Here is a 22417-nt window from a genome sequence, read left to right as displayed (position 1 = left end):
GAGGTGCGCATTCTACACGCTTTAAAGAACCTGTAAAGCCCGTTTTTGAAATTAGTTTAAAAAGTCTATCCAGATGCGGATTAGCCACTATATAGAGGAATGCAAACTCCCCACGGGAGGAAACTGTTGATCTAGCCGCCACTAAGGATACAACCACCCCAACCAAGCGTAACCCTCACTGATCATCATCACTGCGCTCACGCTCTTTGTGCTTCACCTTTCGACACTTTCACAAATTATTCTTAGCCAATCGCCGAATGATTATCAATCGTATACAAGGTGCTCTACCTGTTGCAAGGTGACGCAATGACAGAGAGCAACACCGGTAATCCACGCGAAAAATAGCAGTGCTCGCAAGTAGAATAATTAATCCAGCTTATTTTTTGTCTTGAATGGTTCTGAGAATTGCAGGATTAGAAAATTCACAACAGACAATATTATCGCTATCTCATAACGCCCATAAGCCACTGAAATGCCGATAGCAGCGGTATTCCATAAACTCGCTGCCGTCGCAGTACCTTTTACTGTATTTTCACCTTTAAAAATAGCACCACCACCGATGAAACCCATACCCGTAATAATAGCGTACATGATTCTCGCCTCAGGCTGTGATCCGTGATAAATATCTACAGCGACTAGCATGAAAGCACACGAGGCAATACTTACCAATGGAAAGGTTCTGAGCCCTGCCCCCTTATCTTTCATCTCACGATTGAGAGCAATCGGTAGTGAAAGTATGAAAGCAATTCCTAATTGAACAAGATGATATCCCATCAATTTCAAGCTCAAATCGAATTCAAACATGGCTGATTACGCTCTGTAAAAGGGAGTTATAAGTGAGACTGGTTTTGCGCTGAAGCCAGCCGCATCAACCAGTTAATAAAATTGAGCAAATACCATTACAAAATCAAGAGCGTTTACTTATGCTTTATGAGCTAAAAACCATATAAATGAATACGAGTATTGGTAGGTTTTAATTTACAGTAGATGATTTGCTACCGCGTATTTTACTAATAAGGGCAACAATAGCCACGACGATAACACCGACGATTAAGCCTACTAAAGCATTTAAGAGCATGGTGGTTATGTCTTCAAACACGCCTGTCAGGTGTGCTAAGTCTTCAACTTCATGATGTAAAAAATCAATTCCATGCACTAAGATTCCGCCGCCAACTAGAAACATCGCTAACGTCCCAGCAATAGATAAAAACTTCATCAACTTTGGTGCCGCAGACAATAAAAACTCGCCTATCTTCTGCTTAGCATTACCCGTCTGCTTCATTAGGTATAAACCTAGATCATCCATTTTGACGATACCCGCTACCAAGCCATAAACGCCTACGGTGATAGCAATGGCAATAATGGACAGCACCAAGCTTTTCTCTAAGAGAGTCGCTCCAACTGCTGAGCCTAGCGCAATGACAATAATCTCTGCCGACAGGATAAAATCCGTACGCACCGCGCCTTTGATTTTATCCTTTTCAAAAGCAACCAAATCAACTGTTTCATCAGCATTGGCGCGTAGGCGCGCGATTTGCTCTTCATCATGAGACAAAAGATGCGGCCAGAATTTATGAATTATTTTTTCAGCCCCCTCATAAGCCAAATAAAGGCCGCCGCACATTAATAAGAAGGTGACTAAAGGGGGGGTAAATGGCACTGATGAGCAGTGCTGATGGCACTAAAATAAGTTTATTAACGAATGAGCCTTTAGCAACTGCCCAAACCACAGGCAGCTCACGGTCTGCTTTAACACCTGAAACTTGCTCAGCATTGAGCGCTAAATCATCACCCAATACTCCTGCAGTTTTTTTAGCGGCAACCTTAGTCATGAGTGAAACATCGTCTAATATCAGACTGATATCATCCAGTAAAGTTAGTAAACTGGCACCTGCCATGTACGCTCCTTAGCGTCTATTTGCATCAATATATTGATACGCTTGCTTAGCAAAGGTTTCAGTATGAGCGGACTTAAATTTTAAGTGACAATATTTTTAGCTTCTTGCTTACGGTGCTTAAGTGATGCGAGTAAAGCCCAACCAATGAAAGCGATACCAATAAGACCGGTCACCAATTCTGGCACATGGAATCTCATCGATAACAGCATAATAATAGCTAATGCACCAATCGCATAATGCGCACCGTGCTCAAGGTAGATTAACTCATCAAGCGTGCCTTTTTCCACCAAAAATATGGTCATAGAACGCACAAACATAGCACCAATCGCTAATCCTAGCATGATTATGATGACGTCGTTAGTGATTGCAAATGCACCAATCACACCATCAAAACTGAATGAAGCATCTAGCACTTCAAGATATAGGAAACCGGCGATACCACCTTTCAAAATGGCACTTCCTGCTGCTGCACCAGTGCCATTACCTTCAAGCATACCTGATACGATTTGCACGCCTAAGTAGATTAAGACACCCCAAATGCCTGCAATTAATACCGCAGGAGCCTGTACATCAGTCACCCATGTTAGGGATAACATTAAGATTGCGAGCGCCACAAATACACTCATAGCGTTTACTTGACCGAGTTTTGCCAAGCGGCTTTCAAGCCAATCAAACCAATGCACTTCTTTTTCATCAAATAAGAAGTTTAAGAACACTAACAGTAAGAACATACCACCGAAGGCTGAAATCTCAGCATGATACTCTAAAAGTTTTGCCGAGTACTCTTTGGGATCATTTAATGCCAAGTTAACCACTTCCATCATGCCGAGGTCTGCGGTAACCGCAACAATAACAATTGGGAAGACTAAACGCATACCAAATACAGCGATTAAGATACCAACGGTTAAGAAGATCATTTTCCAAAATTTGTCCCAGTTCTTGAGCACTGAGGCGTTAACCACCGCGTTATCAAACGATAGTGAGATTTCCATGACGGCCAAAATAGCGGTAATCGATAGCGCAGATATCATCCCGCCCATACCACTGTGTGAATATCCCCACCACGCTGCCACCATTAAGGCGATAGCGGTAAAGATAAAATCCAAATAAAAATGTCTCATTGCTATCCTGTTTGATTGCGTAAGGCTAATGTCGGTTTACTATAGGCCCTCACTATAAAAGGATGAGTCAGAGCAAAGGTTATGCACGACGGCAGATCACCAATCGCTAGTGTAGTCTGCGCGATACAATATGCTAATCATCTACAGTTGCCGCTAGGGCACTCAGTTGCTGTTTGAGCGCTTGATTTTAAGAGTTATGCGCTATTGCTTGTGCTTCCAACTCCTCTTTCAGTGCAGGTGCAAGCTGCAGTTGACGTGCAAGTTCGTCAAGGTAGGCTCGCTCCATATAGCTTTCCTCATCGACCATAAGAATGCTGGCGAGGTACATCTCAGCTGCAATTTCTGGGGTCTTGGCTGCACGAGCTAGGTCAGCAGGGTCGAGAGGTTTGCGCATCTCTTGTTGGAACCATGACTGTAGCTGTGACTCGTTGGTTAACTTTGCGATTGCATCATCAATCAGCTGCTGCTCGCGTTCGTCAATATGGCCGTCCGCCTTAGCTGCACAAATAATTGCGCGAAGAATGGCTTGGCTATGCTCTTCCATGACTGCTGGTGACACACGATCCACTGTCTGCGGTTGATGTTGTGTATAAGGTGCGCTGGGCTGTACCTGACCCCGATTTTGATTGTTATTTTGCCAGTTGCTATACGCTTTGTAGGCCACGACACCCAGCGCTGCTAAGCCACCATAAGTAATAACATTGCCACCGACCTTGCGTGCCTTTTTACTGGACATCAGTAAGCTGATAATACCGCCACCCAAAGCACCACCACCAATACTACCAAGCAGACTATTGAGTGCTGTATTGGGCTCGTTTGGAGCTGCTGGATTTGTCTGATTGGATTGCGCTGTATTCTGCCCTTGCAGTAATTCTTTACCTGAGCTGAGAAGCTGATCGAGCAAGCTGCGAGTATTCATCTATGTCTCCATTGCAAATGATGGTTGATCCGAACTTATTGACAGGATAGTAGTTAACTGGTTCTAAATGCTGAAACTTTTTAGTGATACAGCTAGGCTTATCTGACCTTTACATTCACGCTTGAGCGGGTCTTTAAAGCATCAAATAATGTTTGTTAAAAACTTTTAGCGCAAGCTTAAATAATGCATATTTTTAAGTTTGAATTAATGCTGCCTCTGTAACCTTGACATCGTAGACACACAATTTCGTTGTGTTGCAGCTTCCAGACAAGGAAATAACCATGAAAACTTTAACTACATTATGCATGTCCGTAGCTTTAATGATGGGCGCAGGTTTAGCTCAAGCTGATGTCAGCCCAGCTAAAACAGTTGAACTAAGCACCTCAGGCGCAATTTTAGCCTTTGATAAACTTGACCAGACAGCTTTAGCGCAACATCCAAAGGCCACCCTATTGAGCACAGAGCTTGATGAGTCGTATGGCCGCTATATTTACCAAGTAGACCTACGTGATGATAAAGGCCAGAAATGGGAGGTTGAAATGGATGCCGCTACTGGTGAGATTTTGAAAAACCGCCAGGATGATTAATTCTTAAAGAAACCTGCTGACAGAGCTGCGCAACGCCCCATGGTGAGAACTCTTTTTAAAGCCCCACCATGGGTACGCTCGTTAATAATAAACAACCTGAAGCTATGCAGCACGTAGCATTACGTATACAGTTTGTGAGCAACCCTATTAAAATCAATACATTAAACCTGCAGTATCGGCCTTCCAAAGATAGAATTTTGATTTGCAAACGCTAAAATATATTGATTGTGTCAGCATTCATTAATTCGAACACCTCCCCCCCCTGCTACAACGAAACGAGATATTTATGTACTTAAAGGCTGAAAAGCGGTCTGGGCGTTCGATGCAAGCTCGTATCTGGATATGGGCAATGCTGTGCTTGCTGGGGGTTGCTACGTTCCAGGTGCATACGCAGCGTCTTGATTATCGCCTGTATTACTGGTTTAAAACTCACATGCATGCTGATGATTGGCAGGATCGTGCAGTATGGTTGCCTAACTATCGTGTAGAGATCGACGCTAAGCCTGTCATTGGTATAAACAACAACCTCTCTGGCCTGACCTATGACCGCGATTTGGGCATGCTATGGACTGTTATCAATGGCCCTAACGAGTTGCTTGCTTTAAGCCGAGACGGAGATGTGCTCGCACGTTATAGCCTTGAGGGGTTCAGTGATGTGGAGGCAGTAACTTATATTGGTAATGGGCAATTGGTCGTTGCGGAAGAGCGTAAACAAAACCTAGTTATCATAGATATCCCAGTGAGTGCTGATGGCACGCTACTTACAAGTGGATCGCTGAATCAGGAAAAATATCCATCACTGAAACTCGCATTCTGGAATGAGGATAATAAAGGTCTAGAAAGTCTTACCTACGACCTTAAAAATGATCGTCTGTATGTGGCTAAAGAGCGTGATCCTATCCAATTACTTGAGGTGAGTGGTCTGCGCGCCAGCTTAGATGAAGGGCTTCCTGTGAGTGTGCGCAATCTATCAGGCTGGATAAGAGATAAGGTATTCGCAACCGATGTATCGTCGGCTACTTACGATGAAAAGAGCGGCCATTTAGTTTTGTTGAGTGATGAGTCGAAGCTACTGATCGAAATAACCACTGAAGGTAAAGTGATTAGCTTCAGATCTCTTGCTAGAGGGTTTGCAGGTTTACAAAAAGGCATTCCACAGGCAGAAGGCGTAAATATTGACGAAGATGGCTATTTATACGTGGTCAGTGAACCCAACTTGTTCTATCGCTTTACACGCGAGCCCGAGTGAACCGGCTGTTTAATTGTAAAGTTTTATGAATATTAAAATAATGCTAACTAAACTCAGGCCTGGGCCTGTTGCACTACGGCGTTCTCGGATATCAAGGCTGTTGTTTATAACTTCGCACCGACCCTAATCGGTGAACATGCACGCGATTTTCTGGGTGTTCTGGTCTAATTCAAATGGACACTTCAATGAGAGACAATAGACCCAGTCTAGTTTGAGGTGAAATATGAATCAGAAGCGCGTGTATAAAACTTACACTCAGGAATTTAAAAAAGAAGCCGTTGCCCTAGTTACTGATCAAGGCTACAGCGTGGCCGAAGCCGCTCGATCTTTGGGTGTCAATACGAACCTGCTTTACAAGTGGAAAGAGCAGCAAGAAGCTCAAGCCAGCGGTGCTGCGTTGAGCGCTGATGAGCGTGAAGAGCTAAAAAAGTTACGAGCTGAAAATAAGCGCTTGCGGATGGAAAAAGACATCTTAAAAAAGGCGTCAGCCTTCTTCGCCAGAGAGATGAGCTAGGCTTTAAGTTCGTTCACTCTGTGGTGCAAGAAGGCTATCCGGTTCAGCTTTGCTGCTCGCTTTTAGAGCTCAGTCGCTCAGGCTTTTATGCTTGGAGAAAACGGCCTGCCAAGTTGATCAGCGCGCAAGAGTTAAAGCTGTATTACACCGCCAAGGACGTGTTTGACAAAAGCCGAGAGAGCCTTGGTAGTCGTGAGCTTATGAAGGTATTACGTAAGAAAAACTTTAACATTGGACGAACTAAAACTCGCAGTATTATGCGTAAACTCAAGTTAATAGTCAGGCAGCGCCGAGCTTACAGAGTCACCACACAGCGTGATCTAACGCATGCAGTTGCACCTAATTTGGTGAACATGAACTTTAATCCAACTGGACCCAATCAAATATGGGCAGGCGATATAACCTACTTGAAAACGGGTGAAGGCTGGATGTATTTAAGCATTGTTATGGACTTATACTCACGCCGGATTATCGGCTGGACAATCAGTCCGCGCATGACAACAGACTTGATCTTGCAGTCTATACGACAAGCCTATTGGCTGCGTAAACGCCCACAAGGCGTTATATTTCACAGTGACCGTGGCTCTCAATACACCAGTAACTTTCTGAAAAAAGAGTTCGTTAAAATGAACATCAAGCCGTCAATGGATGATGTCGGAGCTTGCTGGGATAATGCAGTCGTTGAGCGTTTCTTTGGCAGTTTAAAGCACGACTGGATACTAAAAGTGCATCACGCTACGCGTGAAGAAATGGCTCAGGATGTGGCAGCGTATATGCGCTATTACAACCTGGAAAGGCTTCATACTGCTAACGGTGATGTGAGTCCTGTTGAGTATGAGAACTGTAAAAACAAAGTGTCTACTTTTGGTTGACCAGAACAATCCATCTTCGCACTCAAAGTACGACGTCTTACGCGAAATTGATAATAGCTTTGACTTCATAGCTCATCATCTATTAAACGCCATACCAGTTATTCTTTAAAGATATAACAAAATCACAATTAACTCTTTTACGTTCTATAAACAATAACGTAGCATCGCTCGACATCAAGCTTCATCTATTATCTTCTTGAGGAGTTATCATGGCACGCCTAACTGTACAAACCCCTGAAACTGCAGCCCCAGAGGCGGCTGAACGCCTGTTGGCGGCACAGAAAGCTAACGGTTTCCTTCCCAATTTGCTGGGTGTGCTAGCCAATGCACCAACCGCCCTAGAAACGTACCAGGTGGTGGGTGCCATCAACGGCCGTACCAGCCTGTCACCCGCTGAACGTGAAGTTATTCAGATCACCGCGGCGAGTCGCAATGGCTGTGGTTTCTGCGTGGCTGGCCACACCAAGCTATCCCTCAAGGCGCTCAAGCTGGATGAGAAACTGGTAGCCGATCTGCGCGAGATCAAGGCACTGGATGATCCAAAGCTCAACGCCTTAGCTCGTTTTACCTTAGCCCTGATCGAACAGCGTGGTCAGGTGTCTGATGAGCAGCTCAAGGAGTTTCTGGATGCTGGCTATGGCGAGCAGCAGGTGCTGGAAGCGGTGTTGGGTGTCAGCCTGGCAAGCCTGTGTAACTATGCCAACAATGTGGCGCAAACCCTGATTAACAAGGAACTGCAGGAGTTCGCATGAACAGCACATCTCAGTCTGTAGACCTAGAGCAGGTGCGGGCATACATCTCTGAGCAGTTAGCACCACTGGTTAAAGATATTGACTGCAAAGGCCTCTACCCGCGTGAATTCTTGCACGGATTAGGTCGCCTGAACGGTTTTGCGGCTGTAGCACCGCTTGAGTATGGCGGGCTGGGAGCCAGTTTGGCCGACCAGATTGAAGTCACCGCTGCGGTGTCCGAAACCTGCGGCTCCACCGGTTTTGTCGTCTGGTGCCAAGCTGCCTGTGTCTGGTATCTGACTCACTGCCCTAATGAAGCTGCGCGCGCCCGTTACCTGCCAGCGGTGGCCCGCGGCGAGCTGCTGGCTGGCACCGGCATGTCCAACACGGTTAAGCACCTCTCCAATATTGAAGCGATTCGGCTCAAAGCTCGGCGCGAGGGTGACGGCTACCGTATCGAGGGTGTATTGCCGTGGGTATCCAATTTGGCCGAAAACCAGCTGATCATTGTCGCGGCGGCCTTGGATGAGGGCGGTTACCTGATGTTTGCTGCCGAGCTTGATCCGGCGCAAATCGAGTTACGTGCCTGCCCTACCTTTGCTGGGCTGGAGGGTACCCACACGTTTAACGTCCGTTTCCGTAATACTCGTGTGGATGCCGACCAAGTATTAGCTCATCCCGAACAGTTTGCTGCGCACATGAGCCGCATCCGCCCAGGTTTTTGCCTGAGTCAGATCGGCATTGGTGCTGGCATCGTGCGCACCAGTGTCGAAAGCATCAAGCGCATCAATCGCAGCCTTGAGCACGTTAACTGTTTTCTGGACGATCAGCATGACGAGCTGGAACAGACGCTGGCCGAGCTGCTGGAGCAAACCCATACACAGTCCCGTCTTGCGGACGAGGATGCGACCGACATCCTCCAGGTGCTGCGCCTACGAGCGCGCATCGCCGAGCTGAGCCTTGATGCGACACGCTCCGAGGCGCTGCATACCGGTGCCCGGGGTTACCTGATGAATCACGGCGCTCAACGTCGTCAGCGCGAAGCACTCTTTGTTGCCATTGTCACGCCTGCGCTAAAACACTTGCGCAAGGATATTCAGGCGCTGGAGGCTGCCAGCTAAGGCGACCATGAGTATAAAAACATCCACCTCCGAATCGCTGGTGTTGCAGGCTGACAACATCCTGCTGGATTATCTGCAGAATGACGGTAGTCGTAAGCAGATTTTGACGGATTTTTCCATGCAGGTGCGAGCGGGCGAAATTTTAGCGGTGCTGGGTCCTAGCGGGGTTGGCAAGTCGAGCCTGTTGCGGGTTCTGGCCGGTCTCAAGCAGCCCTCTTGCGGCCAGATAAGGGTGCACAACAAGCTGGTCACCAGCCCCCATCCGCGCTTGGCTTTTATGTTCCAAGATCCTTGCCTACTGCCTTGGCTGAATCTGGAAGCTAATGTCGCCTTTGGGCTGGACTTTCGCAGTCAGCCAAAGCTGGATCGCTCCGAGCGCCGCCAGCGCGTGCAGGATGCCATTGCTGAGGTAAGGCTCAGCGAGGCTCACCGAGCATTTCCGCGCGAGCTGTCGGGTGGCATGGCGCAACGGGTCGCCCTTGCTCGCAGTCTGGCTCGCCGCCCAGAAATTCTACTATTGGATGAACCTTTCAGTGCACTGGATGAAGTCATCCGCAGCGAAATGCAGCAATTATTGTTGGAAGTGTGCCACCGCCACCACACCGCCGTGGTGATGATTACCCACGATATTGATGAAGCCCTGCTACTGGCTGACCGCGTTTTGTTGTTGGGTGGTACACCCGGCAAGCTGTTGCGCGAGTGGCAGCCGCAGCAACCCAGGCCGCGCAATCCTGCCAGCGAAGCCATGGCTTTGATGCGGCTCGAGATTTTGCAAACTCTGCAGGGTGCGCTGGCACCCGAGCCAGACATGCAAAGCTGGATGCCGACCATCTGACCTAAATTTGTCGCCCCGTTTCCGTCTTTCCAAAAGGTGTTTACCATGTGTGGATTCTGTAATGACCCCAATCATTCGGGTTTTAATCGCCGCGATTTTCTCAAGTTAGCCAGCCTGTTCACCGCGGCTGGTGCCCTGCCTCTGTTAACGCAACTGCAACAGGCCCATGCTGCCGATCCGGATGCACCGCTGCGCATTGGCTATCTACCAATCACTGATGCTGCTCCCCTGCTGGTGGCCCATCATCAGGGTCTGTTTGCCGATTTGGGACTAAAAGTGGAAAAGCCGCACATGTTTCGCAGCTGGGCCCAACTGGTTGAGGCCTTTCTCAGCGGTGGTGTGAATCTGGTGCATGTGCTTGCCCCGATGGCCATCTGGTCCAGATACGGCAGCGGCGCGACCACCAAGGTCGTTGGTTGGAACCATATCAACGGCTCCAGTCTGACCGTCGCGGCCAGCAACGGCATTGACCGTATAGAGGATCTGGGCGGCAAAACTCTGGCCATTCCCTTTTGGTACTCCATCCATAACGTTGTGTTGCAGTTGGTGCTACGCAAGCACGGACTGGAGCCCATCACCGATGGTAACCCCGGCCCGCGTCAGGTGCGCTTAGCAGTAATGGCACCCTCCGACATGCTACCCGGACTGGCCACCGGCAGTATTGCCGGTTACATAGTGGCCGAACCCTTCAACGCAGCTGCCGAGCTCAACGGTATTGGTAAGGTACTGCGTTTTACCGGTGATGTGTGGAAAGACCATGCCTGCTGTGTACTGCAGATGCATGAAGCCGACCTAGCCTTACGACCCGAGTGGAGCCAAAAAGTGGTAACCGCACTGGTACAGGCGCAGGCTTGGATACGCGAGCACCGTGAAGAAACCGTTGCTATCCTTGCTAAGGACAATGCTGCAGGTTACACGCCCCATAGCCGTGAAACCCTGTCGCAGGTTTTGCTAGGCAATCTGCAGGAGCAGGATACTGCCAGTCTCATCCAGCATCCGCAATGGCAGCAGAAACGCATTGATTTTCAGCCCTATCCTTTCCCTGACTACACAGAGAAGCTCGTCGAGCTGCTCAAACAGACTGAGGTCAAAGGTAGTACCCGCTTCCTGCAGGATCTGGATCCGGCCTTTGTTGCACGTGACTTGGTCGATGACCGCTTTGTCCGCACTGCTATCGAGCAAGTTGGCGGCATGGCCACCTTTGGCTTAGCTGAAAGATACACAAGGACCGAGGTGATCCAACCGTGAGTAAGCTAGCAACAGGGACTGTTTGGCTGTCCCGCCATGCCTATCAGCTGGGTCTGACCTTGGCCGGATTGCTGGTGCTGGTTGTGCTCTGGCAACTGGGAATCTGGCAGTTGCAACAAAAATTGCCGCTGGCGCGCTTGTTAGCCCCTGTGCCAGCCTTGGAAACCCTAATCGAGCTGGTTACCAGCGGCGAAATCCTTGGCGATGTGGCCGCTAGCCTGCGCCGAGTCTTGGTTAGTCTGTCTTTGGCACTGCTAGCAGGCATTCCGGTGGGACTGGCCGTGGGTTTTTGGCGGCGCTTTGACTCTGCCACCAGTGGTGCCTTCCAGTTCCTGCGCATGATCTCGCCGTTGTCCTGGATGCCCATTGCCATCATGATTTTTGGCATTGGCGATCAACCAGTATATTTCCTGCTTTGCATGGGAGCAGTCTGGCCTATCATCCTCAATACCGCGGCTGGCGTACGCAACCTTGATCCGGGCTGGCTGATGCTGGCACAGAGCATGAGCGCTTCGCGTTTGGAAATGCTGTTGCGGGTGGTCCTGCCGGGCATTCTCGGGAGCATCCTGACCGGAACACGGCTGGCGATTGGTATGATCTGGGTACTGCTAGTGCCTTGCGAGATGCTGGGGGTTACCTCGGGTCTTGGCTACTTTATTCTCGACACCCGTGATCGGCTTGCCTATTCCGAGCTGATGGCGGTTATTGTGCTGATCGGTATTCTCGGTTATCTGCTCGACAGTCTGGCCCGTAGCCTACAACGACGCTGGGCCTGACAGTCACTCAAAAAGCAAAAAATAAGCCGGTGAGGCCAAATTCACTATGCCACTACAAACCTACGATGCTGCAGCAAATCTTCAGAAGTAGAAATCAGTTGTCGTGACTTCTGCACGATAATTTGTGCGATTGTGCAGTCGTCTAGCTGATGCCCTATCACTTCAACAAAAACAGGCGGCGTAGTTTTGTTGGCTATAAATGCGGACAAGCCTTGCATACTTTGGTGCTTACGATGCAGCCCAGTGACTTCACCGCTACCTTCCACACCGAGTATTAGGCTGCCACCGTTTGTATTCGCCAAAGATACAACTGCTGCAATCAGATCACAATCAGGCAGGCATTTCGCATCACTCTTAAACTCCAAGGTAAGGCTTTCACCTTGCTGGATGAGCGCTTTGATGTCTTTGTTATCCTAATTTATGCGCAACCCCTGAAGCAGCTGTTATTTGTGTCATGTAACAAGATAGCAAACGGATTAGCAGAATACTGAGCTTTTTGGCTTCTTTCGACATTTTATGGACAAATAATGGGCAACAAGTACCCTAAAAAGCAAAAACCCCTGAAAATCACTAGGATAATCAAGGGCTTAGGTTCTGCTATTTGGTGGAGCCGGGGGGATTTGAACCCCCGTCCGCCAGTACTCCGCTGTCGGTACTACATGCTTAGCCGTGTCTACTAATTTAATCCGCAGCCGCCCGATCGGCAGGGTGCTTTGGATGAGTTGTGTAAGTTTTAGCCACTTCGTCCACAACGTACTACGCGGCGATTCTGTTCTATCTGACAGTCACTTCGAGTTTACAGACATCCTCTAGTGACTGCTGGAGCCGAGGCTACCAGAGGAGCGGCTAAGCTGCTTACGCAGCTAGAGCTGTTGCTCCGTAGTTTTCGTCATTGGCAACTATAGAAGTTGCAACAGTGGATTTACGAGTTCTGTTACCAACTCGGCATGCACCTAAAGTTTCGCAACCAGCGTCGAATCCTAATCGGCCCCAAACTGTTTACTTACTAGGTATTAAACATATTACGCTAAAATGGATGCCATGTCGATCAATCATCTACTTATAAGCTAACTGTCCAACCATCCGTTCTTGCTTGCCTAACTATAAGATGGGGCTATGCATTAGCTTTTCAAGGTTCAGAGTGAAAATACTTTTGAGCGTTTTGCTTGCACAACCCCGTTCATTCATGTGCAAGAGTGAGCGGCTGAGGCTACTGGCTTGGAAGCCCTTTGCTTTAGCTGCGAGTAGTTCCCTAGAGTATTCCGCAACACCACCACAACAGTGACTCCTGTTAAATCGTATCGAGACACGAGATTTTAGCACCCCGCTCCGAAGAAGCGCAGCACACTAAGCTTTTTACTACCCATCGAAGCAGAGCCTTGCACTTCAAGCGACAGTGTCCTCTAGCTGGCCGGCTTTCAATTTTACAGCCAGCAACACTAAAGGTAGATAAGCGATCAATACACCCAGCAGACCATCCAAATAGCCCAACCCTACTAACAAGGCCATCGGCAGTAGCCAGACTAGATTAATTAACATAACAGCTAAAGTAACGGGTCTGTGCCCAGCACACTGACGCGAAGCATACTGATACGCGTGAATGCGGTGCGCCTCATAGATTTTATCGCCACGCAACAAACGACGCAGCAGAGTAAAGGTTGCATCCACCACAAACACACCCAGCAAAATAATCCAGCTCCATAGCAACTCAGCTTTAAACCAACCCGCTTGTAGCGATAACACTGCTAACACTACCCCTAAAAAGCCACTGCCTGCATCACCCATAAAAATACGGGCAGGCGGAAAATTCCAGCATAAAAAACCGGCTACTGCAGCCGTTAACAACAACGGTGCAACTGCCAATGTTGGCGCGTCCAGCAATATATAGAGCACTGCACCACTCAGGCAGACACAAATCGCCTCAATAGCAGCAAGACCATCAATGCCATCCATAAAATTATATAAATTAAGCAGCCAAACGATATACACCGCGGCCAGCACATGACCCAGCACACCCAAATCGAACGAATACCCTAATATCAATAAGGGCGGCAAACCACCCATGCTATACAGCGCCCAAACTGCTGCAGCAAAATGACCCAACAAACGCCAACGCACAGCAACATGCCCACGGTCATCTAAAAAGCCAAGCATTGCAACAATCGCTCCAGCACCAATCAGACCCGTTAAAAACGACCAAGGTAACCAAGCAAAAACACCGATTACAGGTAGCACAGCAAGAAAACACAACACAATCGCAATACCACCAGCGCGCGGCGTGGGCACTGAGTGAGAACTGCGCTCGTTCGGAATATCCATCAAACGACTGGCTAAGGCATAGCGGCGCAATAACCACGTCAAAACAAAAGCAGCTACAAATACAACGGTAAAAACCAACCCGCTAATCATAGGCATTCCTTAGTTAAACTCTTTTTTAACTTAAACACTCAACCCCCTTACTGCAGACACGTTTTCTGTTATGGATGCAACTGCATGACCACCAATATTGCGCACCCCACCCTGGCGGATAACGGGCACAACAACCCACTCTTCTAAGTAAAATGCACACCAATACATAAACTGCAGAGATCCAAGCAAACGGGACATGTTGTTATAGCTTTAAAATATTACGCCACTCTATATAGGCGGATGAGCTGGCCAATAAGAGTGGCGTACGCGTTTAGCGTAATTGTGGACCGTTAAAACCCATCCAAATTGCTAAACGCTCAGCAACGCTTGCGCCGAATTTTTTCGTAAAGCGATCGAAGGGTGATTCTTCCAAGGTAAAGTCAACAATCTCTGTTTGACCAATCACTTCACGCGCGACAAAACTACTGTTGCCTAACGCATCAATCAAACCTAATTCCAGCGCCTGCTCACCCGACCAAATCAAGCCGGAAAACAACTCAGGGTGTTCAGCATCTTTTAAACGATCGCCACGACCTTGTTTCACGCTGGCAATAAATTGCTTATGAGTGGTTTGCAGCACAGTTTGCCAAAATGCAGTTTCTTCTGCATTTTGCGGCTGGAACGGATCAAGGAAGGCTTTGTGTTCGCCGGATGTGTATAAGCGACGATCAACACCAAGCATTTCCATACTGCCAACAAAACCAAAACCAGCCGCTGTTACACCGATAGAGCCAACCAGACTGGATTTATCGGCATAAATCTCATCCGCAGCGCTGGCTATATAATATGCACCGGATGCACCCAAATCGCTGATCACGGCATACACTTTAACATCGGGATGCAAGACGCGCAGACGACGAATTTCATCATAGATATAGCCAGATTGTACTGGACTGCCACCTGGGCTATTAATGCGCAACACAATACCTTTGGTGTTTTTATCTTCGAACGCTTTACGCAGAGCGCTGACAATATTATCGGCACTGGCACTCTCTTGGTCGGCGATCATCCCGCGCACTTCAATCAGGGCTGTATGCGCACCGCTAGACATGCTTTTTTTGCTCTCGCCAAACGGAGAGAAAAAGAACAGCATGCCAAGCAAGTAGGCGAAAGTCAGGGTTTTGAAAAAGATACCCCAGCGACGCGCACGGCGTTGCTCGCTCACGCTAGCTAACACGGCTTTTTCAAGCAACTTCCATGTTTTGCTGTCAACATTGTTATCAGTCATAGATGAATCCTTTGAACGAGGTGGCGGGTTATCAACATTGCTATTATCGGTCCAAGGATCCCTTGGGCGATCACCTGAATTATCAGTCATGCAGGGTTCCTTCAAGTAAAGTATTGGGATGCTGCTGCAACCATGTGGTCAGTTCGGAAAAATGATCAATCGCCAGAATCGGCTGCTCTTTATTCAGCACACTCAATGGCTGGGCACCGTAACTGACCGCAACACCAGGAACCTTGGCATTATTGGCCATTCGCAAATCAAACGGCGAATCACCCACCATAATAGCTTGCCCTGGTGCTGCCGAGCAGTGCTTTAAAATCTCATGCAGCATTAGAGGATCAGGTTTGCTGCGCGTTTCGTCAGCACAACGGGTGATATCAAAATAATCGAGCATTTTGTGTCCGCTCAAGACCCGATGCAAACCACGTCGACTTTTCCCTGTCGCCACTGCTAACTGATAGCCAGCGCTACGGTACTGGTCTAACGCGTCCATCACGCCTGGGTAAAAGGCAGAGGGCTGCTCTTCCAACACGATATATTGATCGCTATAGGTACGAATAAAACGTTGCTTTAAATCGGCATCATCGGCCTCGGGATACAGCACATCGTAGGCTTGTGGCATCGCCAGACCAATAATGTCGCGCACTTCATCATCACTGCAGCGCGGCACCGCACAAGCATCTGATGCCATGTGCATGGCCTCAATAATCCGCTCTAGCGAATCCACCAAAGTGCCATCCCAATCAAAGATCAACACACTAAGCCTGTCCACCCCAACCTCCTGAATGTAAAAATAAGATACCCATGGCGCAACTATAGAGACCTCAGTCGCTCTTCAGCTCGACCCACAGAAAAGTACACGGTCTGCGTAATCAACCATCAACCAAGTTGTTTATCACCGCCTGCCACTGCTCATCCGGCTCGGCATGTATTGCCAGCACCTCACCATCGGGCAACGTCACGCGTAAATCAGAGGCATGTAAAAATAAGCGCTTACCACCGAGCTCACGTATTTCTTTGGAAAAATCTTCATCGCCATACTTCGTGTCACCAGCAATCGCATGCCCCGCATATAAGGCATGCACTCGAATCTGATGGGTGCGCCCCGTAATAGGACTGGCTTCCACCAAGGTGGCAAACTCGCCAAAACGACGCGCCACTTTAAACAACGTTAACGCCTCCTTACCTTCAGGGTTCACCTCAACCATCCGCTCGCCTGAACGCACATTACTTTTCTGCAACGGCGCGTCAACTTGTTTACGCGTCGCAGGCCAGCGTCCACGTACCAACGCCAAATAACGCTTGTCTACGCCATCGCCACGTAACGCCTCATGCAAGTGCCGCAACATGCTGCGCTTTTTAGCGATCATCAATAAACCTGAGGTATCACGATCAAGACGATGCACCAATTCAATTTCTTTACAGAGCGGACGCATCTGCCGAAACGCTTCAATCACGCCATACGTCAAACCACTGCCACCATGCACAGCAATCCCGGCGGGCTTATTCAACATAATTAAGCCCTTATCTTCGTAGACAATCGCCGCCTCAAGACGTTCTAATAATCCTTTAGCTAACGGCGCGGGTTCATCGGCTTGGGTCATACGCATCGGCGGCACACGGACGATATCGCCTTCTTTAATTCGATAATCGGGTTTAATCCGTCCTTTATTGACCCGTACTTCACCTTTACGCAAAATACGATAAATCATGGTTTTTGGTACGCCTTTCAAGCGTGCCAATAAAAAGTTATCAATCCGCTGCCCTTCTAATCCTGCCGACACTTCAAGTAACTGCACACCCGTTGCAGCCTGCGAATCCATCTTAGTCATAAACCTACGCACCCAAAAAAGTAACCCACCATCAATAGCGCAATGTTAACAACAATCCAGCCCCCACACTTAGCAAATTACCAGCAAGCCGAGCGCACCCCAAAGCAAAGACCGTCAACCCAACAAATACCGCATGCGCAACACCCCTCATGTCGGCGATAACTATTACAAGTCGGCGGCATAACTGCCTCCTGCAGAGAACGGCAAATCCACCTCACTGATAGCATTATTTCAAGCAGGCATCACGGCAATGACCATGAGTGCAAACGCGCTGTCTACGCGCCTCGCACCAAACAGCCCCAAGCCCATATATTCATTGAAGAAAAACCCACAGACTGCTATATTTAGGGCACTGTCAAAAGCAGTCAGATAAAAGTCAGCGCTAAAATAAATTAAAACAAAACGTTGCTCACCATCTGGTTAGAGTATTTTACAGGTAGCAGTCACCTCGCTAAGCACCACACGACTTAGTCAAAGCTGTATAGAAACATAATCCGCGAACGCACGATTGCGATCGTATTTTTATAAACCCGCTTACGAACACAATGAGCGGCACCCGACTTACCAAGGGAATGTGTAGGGTGGAGATGCACAGTAGTATTGACCTGCGTAGCCACACGCTTTGATTCAGACGTTTCATCACGTCCGCGGCCAATCTCTGATTCCTCCTCCTGATACAAACGCGCTGCAAGCAAGTTAAATATGCAGCCAAGTGGAGACGCAGTCGCGACATCGGCTTATGACCCATGTGCGCTAGACACGGTTAAAATTATTTAACTGCGCGACCCCAACACCGACCCCGTTTGTCGCGTGTGCCAATGATGTGATCCGTGAACACGGAATATATTGGTAACCCATGAAAAGAATGCTAATCAACGCCACTCAACCTGAAGAGTTGCGTGTTGCACTCGTAGACGGACAACGCCTATTTGATCTCGATATTGAGTCTGGCGCCCGCGAACAAAAGAAATCCAACATTTACAAAGGTCGTATTACCCGCGTAGAACCTAGTTTAGAAGCTGCTTTCGTTGACTTCGGTTCGGAGCGTCACGGCTTTCTCCCTCTGAAAGAAATCTCCCGCGAATACTTCAAAAAAACTGGTGATCACAGCGGACGCGTCAATATTAAAGACGTGTTGACTGAAGGCCAGGAAGTTATCGTCCAAGTTGAAAAAGAAGAACGCGGCAACAAAGGCGCAGCCTTAACCACCTTTATCAGCCTCGCTGGCCGCTATATGGTGTTAATGCCTAACAACCCTCGTGCCGGCGGTATTTCACGTCGTATTGAAGGTGAAGAGCGTAACGAATTACGTGAAGCGCTGAATGCGCTGAACGCTCCAGCCGATATGGGCTTAATCGTACGCACCGCGGGTTTAGGCCGTAACAGCCAAGAACTGCAGTGGGACCTCGATTACCTCGTCCAACTGTGGACTGCGATCAAAGAAGCGGCTGATGCTCGTAGCGCGCCCTTCCTGATCTACCAAGAAAGTAACGTGATTATCCGCGCCATTCGTGACTATTTACGCCAAGACATCGGCGAAGTGCTGATTGATAGCGTTGATGCACAAGAAGAAGCACTGAGCTTTATTCGCCAAGTGATGCCGCAATACGCCAACAAAATCAAACTCTACCAAGACAGCGTACCGCTGTTTAATCGCTTCCAGATTGAAAGCCAGATCGAAACTGCGTTCCAACGTGAAGTGAAACTGCCTTCCGGCGGCGCACTGGTGATCGACCCAACTGAAGCTTTGGTATCGATTGATATCAACTCGGCGCGCGCCACTAAAGGCAGCGACATCGAAGAAACAGCCCTGCAAACCAACTTGGAAGCGGCTGAAGAAATCGCCCGCCAACTGCGTTTACGCGACATTGGTGGCCTGATCGTTATCGACTTTATCGATATGACGCCAGCTAAAAATCAACGTGCGGTTGAAGATCGCATGCGCGAATGTCTCGAAGCTGACCGTGCTCGTGTGCAAGTTGGTCGTATCTCTCGTTTTGGTTTGTTAGAAATGTCTCGCCAGCGTCTGCGTCCATCCTTGGGTGAAAGCAGCGGCGTCGTTTGCCCTCGTTGTAACGGCCAAGGCATTATTCGTGACGTTGAATCCTTATCTTTAGCTATTCTGCGTTTAATCGAAGAAGAAGCGCTGAAAGATCGTACCGCTGAAGTGCGCGCTCGTGTGCCATTCCAAGTCGCAGCGTTCTTGCTCAACGAAAAACGTAACGCCATTACCAAAATTGAATTACGTACGCGTGTGCGTATCTTCATCCTGCCAGATGATCATTTAGAAACGCCGCACTTCGAAGTGATGCGTTTACGTGATGACAGCCCAGAAGCGTTATCCGGTCAATCCAGCTATGAAATGGCCCCAGAAGAGGCTGAAGAAGTACAACCTGTTAGCGCCATGCGCTCACTCGTGCGTGAAGAAGCAGCAGTGAAAACCACTAACGCTGAACGTGCGGCACCGCCAGCAGAAAAAATAGCAGCACCTGTTGCTGTCAAAGTGCAGCCAAGCCTATTTAAGGGGCTGGTAAAATCTTTAGTCGGTTTATTTGCGAGCGATGAAGCACCCGCTGCGCCAGTAGCAAAACCAGAACCACGAGAGGCTAGCACGACAAACCGCAGTAACAACGAACGCCGTAATGAGCGTCCACCAGCGCAAAGTCGCCGTCGCGAAAACACGCGTAACAACCGTGATGATGAGCGTAAACCACGTGACAATGCTCGTGACAGCAACACTGAGCGCGAGACGACGACCACAACTGCGCGCGATAACACACCAAGTAACCGTGACAGCAGTTCTGATAGCCGCCGTGAGCGTGCGCCACGTGAAGAGCGTCCTGCACGTACCCCGCGCACAGAGCGTAGCGAACGTCCACAGCGTGAAGAGCGTCCAACCCGTGAGTTGCGTCCAGCACTCGACACACCGGAACCTCGTCATGTCCGCAACAATCAACCGCACGTGCAAGAGCACGAACAGAGCAGTGACGAGAAGCCACGTCCGACACGCGCACCTCGTGAAGCCCGTCAAACTGATGAGCGCCCTATCCGTCCTGAGCGTCAAGAGCGCGCACCTCATCCGAAGCCGACTTTAGAGACGGAAACGGAAGAGTTGGATAACAGCTTGCCAGAGCAGAATGATCAGCAAGATGACAACAGCAGTGATGAAGATCGCCCACGTCGCCGTTCACGTGGTCAACGTCGTCGCAGCAACCGTCGCGAGCGTCAACAAGTTGATGTTGATGGCAATACGATAAACGACGCATCAACTGATAATGCTGAAGTTGAAGTTGAAGCCGTTTCTACAGATAAAACTGCAGACACCACAAAGGATGCAGTAGCCACTGAGAGCAAACCCGTCAGTACTGCGCCTGTATCAACTGCCACTCCAACTGTTGCAGTACAAGCTGCAGACGTCGAGCCAGTAGTGGTTAAAGATGCAGCGGCTAAGCTGGGTGCTGTTGCCGTAATGGATCCTGCACAAACAGTATCTTTATCTGCGGATCAGCCTTTGCTACAAATCTCTGAGCCATCGACTGCACCTGCAGCGACGACTGAGAAAGCTAAGTTTACCGCACTACGTGAACAGGCTGAAAAATCCACACCTGTTGTACAACATGTACCAGCAGCACCTAAAGCTGCAGCGCCAGTCACACAGCCTAAAGAAGAGCCAGCAGCGCCAGTGGTTAAGCCTAGCTCACCGGCTAAGGCGCCTGAAGCTGCCGCTGAAAAACCAGCGCAGCCTGTGGTAAAGACTGAAGCAGTCACTGCTCAAGCAGACGTTAAAGCAGCTGCTGAGCAAACGCCTGAGCAACCTGCTCGTCCTGTTGGTCGCGCTTCAAATGACCCGCGCGAGCGTCGTCGCTTAGAGCGTTTAGCTCGCGAGGCTGAAGCTGCTAAAGCCGCTGAGCCAAAGCCTGCTGCAATCCCGCAGGTCAAAGCTGAGCCACTCGCGCAAGAGATTAAGCCTGCGCCTGAAGCGGTTCAGCCCGTAGTTGAGCAATCAGCCACAACCTCTGAACCCGTCGCACCTGTTGCTGCGACTGACAAGCAAAACGAACCAAGCTCACCTGCCGTACCTGCAGAAACCGAGCTTACCGAAACAGCAGCCAAACAGGCGCAGTCTTCAAAACATGATGACGCGCCTGCTGCCGAGCAGGATGAGACCAAGCCACACGCTTAGTTTGTACCTGCGCTATGAAAAAGGATGCCTAATCGGCATCCTTTTTTTTATCTATCGATTCGTGTTTTATGACAAGCGCCAGTAACATACTCTCTATCGAATGAGCAGCTGGCGTGAGGGATAGTATTTTTATATAAAAACGCTAATAGTGCGGTCTTACTCTTGATGAATACCTAGGTTTTGCAGAGCTGCAATCACTTCTGCCAACGGCAGTCCAACAACAGCACTGTAGCTGCCTGAGAGTGCGCTAACAAAGACACCGCCTTTGCTTTGGATACCATAGCCACCCGCTTTGTCTTGCTGCTCTCCGGTTTGCCAGTACCAATCAATTTCTTTACTGGTAATGGGTCTAAAGAAAACTGTGGTATTAACGCGCTGTACACGTATTTGCTGCTGGGTTTTAATGGCAAAAGCAGTCATGACCACGTGCGAACGACCTGACAGTGCGCGCAGCATATCTTGAGCTTGGGTTTGATCGCTGGGTTTACCGAGAATAGTATCCTCAAGCACGACGATGGTATCGGCAGCCAGTACAATGGCGTTTTCATCTTCTTGTACGCTTTGAAAGCCTGCCTCAGCTTTTTCTTTCGCTAGGCGCTCAACATAGGCTGTCGGCAGTTCATTGCGGCGCTGCGTCTCATCGATAGCAATATCAAGCACTGAAAACTCAATATCAGTTTGAGAGAGTAGTTCGCGGCGTCTGGGCGATGTGGAAGCTAAGTACAGCGTCATACGTTTTTAAACCTGTGTGGTCGAATCAATGAATTTAATGCTAAGGGCGTTGCTATGGTTGTGACTGCTATGTCAGCGTAGATTGGTTTTTGCTGTATTTGATACGTTGCAGACAGGTTGGATGGCCCTTTGTGTTTATATAGTTTTAATTATGAGCGAAAA

The 22417-nt window shown here is 48.9% G+C and carries 18 protein-coding genes, 1 other RNA gene and 1 pseudogene; 9 read left to right on the top strand and 11 right to left on the bottom strand.

The features are described 5' to 3' along the window. Positions 1-366 precede the first annotated feature (366 nt). The 4 genes and pseudogenes from JYJ62_RS15590 to JYJ62_RS15575 all read right to left on the bottom strand — a co-directional run bounded on the left by JYJ62_RS15590 (position 367) and on the right by JYJ62_RS15575 (position 3938). On the bottom strand, positions 367-804 hold the full coding sequence (locus JYJ62_RS15590; protein ID WP_205343160.1) for an MgtC/SapB family protein: 438 nt from the start codon (positions 802-804) through the stop codon (positions 367-369). 169 nt (positions 805-973) lie between these two features. Then, positions 974-1898: pseudogene (locus JYJ62_RS15585) on the bottom strand (DUF808 domain-containing protein). An 80-nt stretch (positions 1899-1978) separates the two neighbouring features. After that, positions 1979-3019: a DUF475 domain-containing protein gene (locus JYJ62_RS15580; RefSeq protein WP_205343159.1), complete on the bottom strand. Its 1041-nt coding sequence runs from the start codon at positions 3017-3019 to the stop codon at positions 1979-1981. A gap of 187 nt (positions 3020-3206) precedes the next feature. After that, complete coding sequence (locus JYJ62_RS15575) at positions 3207-3938, bottom strand: tellurite resistance TerB family protein (RefSeq protein ID WP_205343158.1); 732 nt, start codon at positions 3936-3938, stop codon at positions 3207-3209. A 281-nt stretch (positions 3939-4219) separates the two neighbouring features. Here JYJ62_RS15575 and JYJ62_RS15570 point away from each other — a divergent pair, with 281 nt between their 5' ends. The 8 genes from JYJ62_RS15570 (at position 4220) to JYJ62_RS15535 (ending at position 11871) form a co-directional block, all read left to right on the top strand. Next, positions 4220-4525, top strand: a complete 306-nt coding sequence (locus JYJ62_RS15570) for a PepSY domain-containing protein (protein ID WP_205343157.1) — start codon at positions 4220-4222, stop codon at positions 4523-4525. 286 nt (positions 4526-4811) lie between these two features. Continuing rightward, positions 4812-5774, top strand: a complete 963-nt coding sequence (locus JYJ62_RS15565; protein WP_205343156.1) for an SdiA-regulated domain-containing protein — start codon at positions 4812-4814, stop codon at positions 5772-5774. Between the two features lie 223 nt (positions 5775-5997). After that, positions 5998-7160 (top strand): IS3 family transposase gene (locus tag JYJ62_RS15560; RefSeq protein ID WP_205343155.1). Its coding sequence is split into 2 segments (ribosomal slippage): positions 5998-6262 and positions 6262-7160, totalling 1164 coding nucleotides; the frame shifts between segments, so codons are not numbered across the junction. A gap of 209 nt (positions 7161-7369) precedes the next feature. Further along, positions 7370-7912 (top strand): carboxymuconolactone decarboxylase family protein, encoded by a 543-nt coding sequence (locus JYJ62_RS15555; protein ID WP_205343154.1) that lies wholly within the window; start codon positions 7370-7372, stop codon positions 7910-7912. Further along, on the top strand, positions 7909-9012 hold the full coding sequence (locus JYJ62_RS15550; protein ID WP_205343153.1) for an acyl-CoA dehydrogenase family protein: 1104 nt from the start codon (positions 7909-7911) through the stop codon (positions 9010-9012). Before JYJ62_RS15555 ends, JYJ62_RS15550 begins: the two co-directional genes overlap by 4 nt. A gap of 7 nt (positions 9013-9019) precedes the next feature. After that, on the top strand, positions 9020-9847 hold the full coding sequence (locus JYJ62_RS15545) for an ABC transporter ATP-binding protein (RefSeq protein ID WP_205343152.1): 828 nt from the start codon (positions 9020-9022) through the stop codon (positions 9845-9847). 45 nt (positions 9848-9892) lie between these two features. Beyond that, positions 9893-11095: an ABC transporter substrate-binding protein gene (locus JYJ62_RS15540; RefSeq protein WP_205343151.1), complete on the top strand. Its 1203-nt coding sequence runs from the start codon at positions 9893-9895 to the stop codon at positions 11093-11095. Positions 11096-11121: 26 nt separating this feature from the next. After that, complete coding sequence (locus JYJ62_RS15535; protein WP_205343164.1) at positions 11122-11871, top strand: ABC transporter permease; 750 nt, start codon at positions 11122-11124, stop codon at positions 11869-11871. A 44-nt stretch (positions 11872-11915) separates the two neighbouring features. Here JYJ62_RS15535 and JYJ62_RS15530 read toward each other — a convergent pair whose 3' ends face one another. The 6 genes from JYJ62_RS15530 to rluC all read right to left on the bottom strand — a co-directional run bounded on the left by JYJ62_RS15530 (position 11916) and on the right by rluC (position 17340). Beyond that, positions 11916-12236, bottom strand: coding sequence for a helix-turn-helix domain-containing protein (locus JYJ62_RS15530; protein ID WP_205343150.1), 321 nt, complete (start codon positions 12234-12236; stop codon positions 11916-11918). Positions 12237-12473: 237 nt separating this feature from the next. Continuing rightward, positions 12474-12863, bottom strand: a transfer-messenger RNA (tmRNA) gene (gene ssrA / locus JYJ62_RS15525). A gap of 394 nt (positions 12864-13257) precedes the next feature. Then, entirely contained in the window at positions 13258-14280 is a 1023-nt protein-coding gene (locus JYJ62_RS15520; protein WP_205343149.1) for an MraY family glycosyltransferase, read from the bottom strand. A gap of 271 nt (positions 14281-14551) precedes the next feature. Further along, positions 14552-15508: a signal peptide peptidase SppA gene (gene sppA, locus JYJ62_RS15515; RefSeq protein WP_205343163.1), complete on the bottom strand. Its 957-nt coding sequence runs from the start codon at positions 15506-15508 to the stop codon at positions 14552-14554. A gap of 82 nt (positions 15509-15590) precedes the next feature. Then, on the bottom strand, positions 15591-16280 hold the full coding sequence (locus tag JYJ62_RS15510; protein ID WP_205343148.1) for an HAD-IA family hydrolase: 690 nt from the start codon (positions 16278-16280) through the stop codon (positions 15591-15593). A gap of 100 nt (positions 16281-16380) precedes the next feature. Beyond that, positions 16381-17340, bottom strand: a complete 960-nt coding sequence (gene rluC, locus JYJ62_RS15505) for a 23S rRNA pseudouridine(955/2504/2580) synthase RluC (RefSeq protein ID WP_232365821.1) — start codon at positions 17338-17340, stop codon at positions 16381-16383. An 856-nt stretch (positions 17341-18196) separates the two neighbouring features. Here rluC and rne point away from each other — a divergent pair. Continuing rightward, the gene (gene rne, locus JYJ62_RS15500) at positions 18197-21523 is read left to right on the top strand and encodes a ribonuclease E (RefSeq protein ID WP_205343147.1); all 3327 of its coding nucleotides are present in this window, start codon (positions 18197-18199) and stop codon (positions 21521-21523) included. A 156-nt stretch (positions 21524-21679) separates the two neighbouring features. Here the strand turns inward: rne and JYJ62_RS15495 are convergent, their stop codons facing one another. Further along, the gene (locus JYJ62_RS15495) at positions 21680-22255 is read right to left on the bottom strand and encodes a Maf family protein (protein ID WP_205343146.1); all 576 of its coding nucleotides are present in this window, start codon (positions 22253-22255) and stop codon (positions 21680-21682) included. Between the last annotated feature and the right edge of the window lie 162 nt (positions 22256-22417).

The sequence above is a fragment of the Denitrificimonas caeni genome (assembly GCF_905120345.1).
GTDB lineage: Bacteria > Pseudomonadota > Gammaproteobacteria > Pseudomonadales > Pseudomonadaceae > Denitrificimonas > Denitrificimonas caeni_A.
This window is presented reverse-complemented; position numbering and strand designations above follow the sequence as displayed.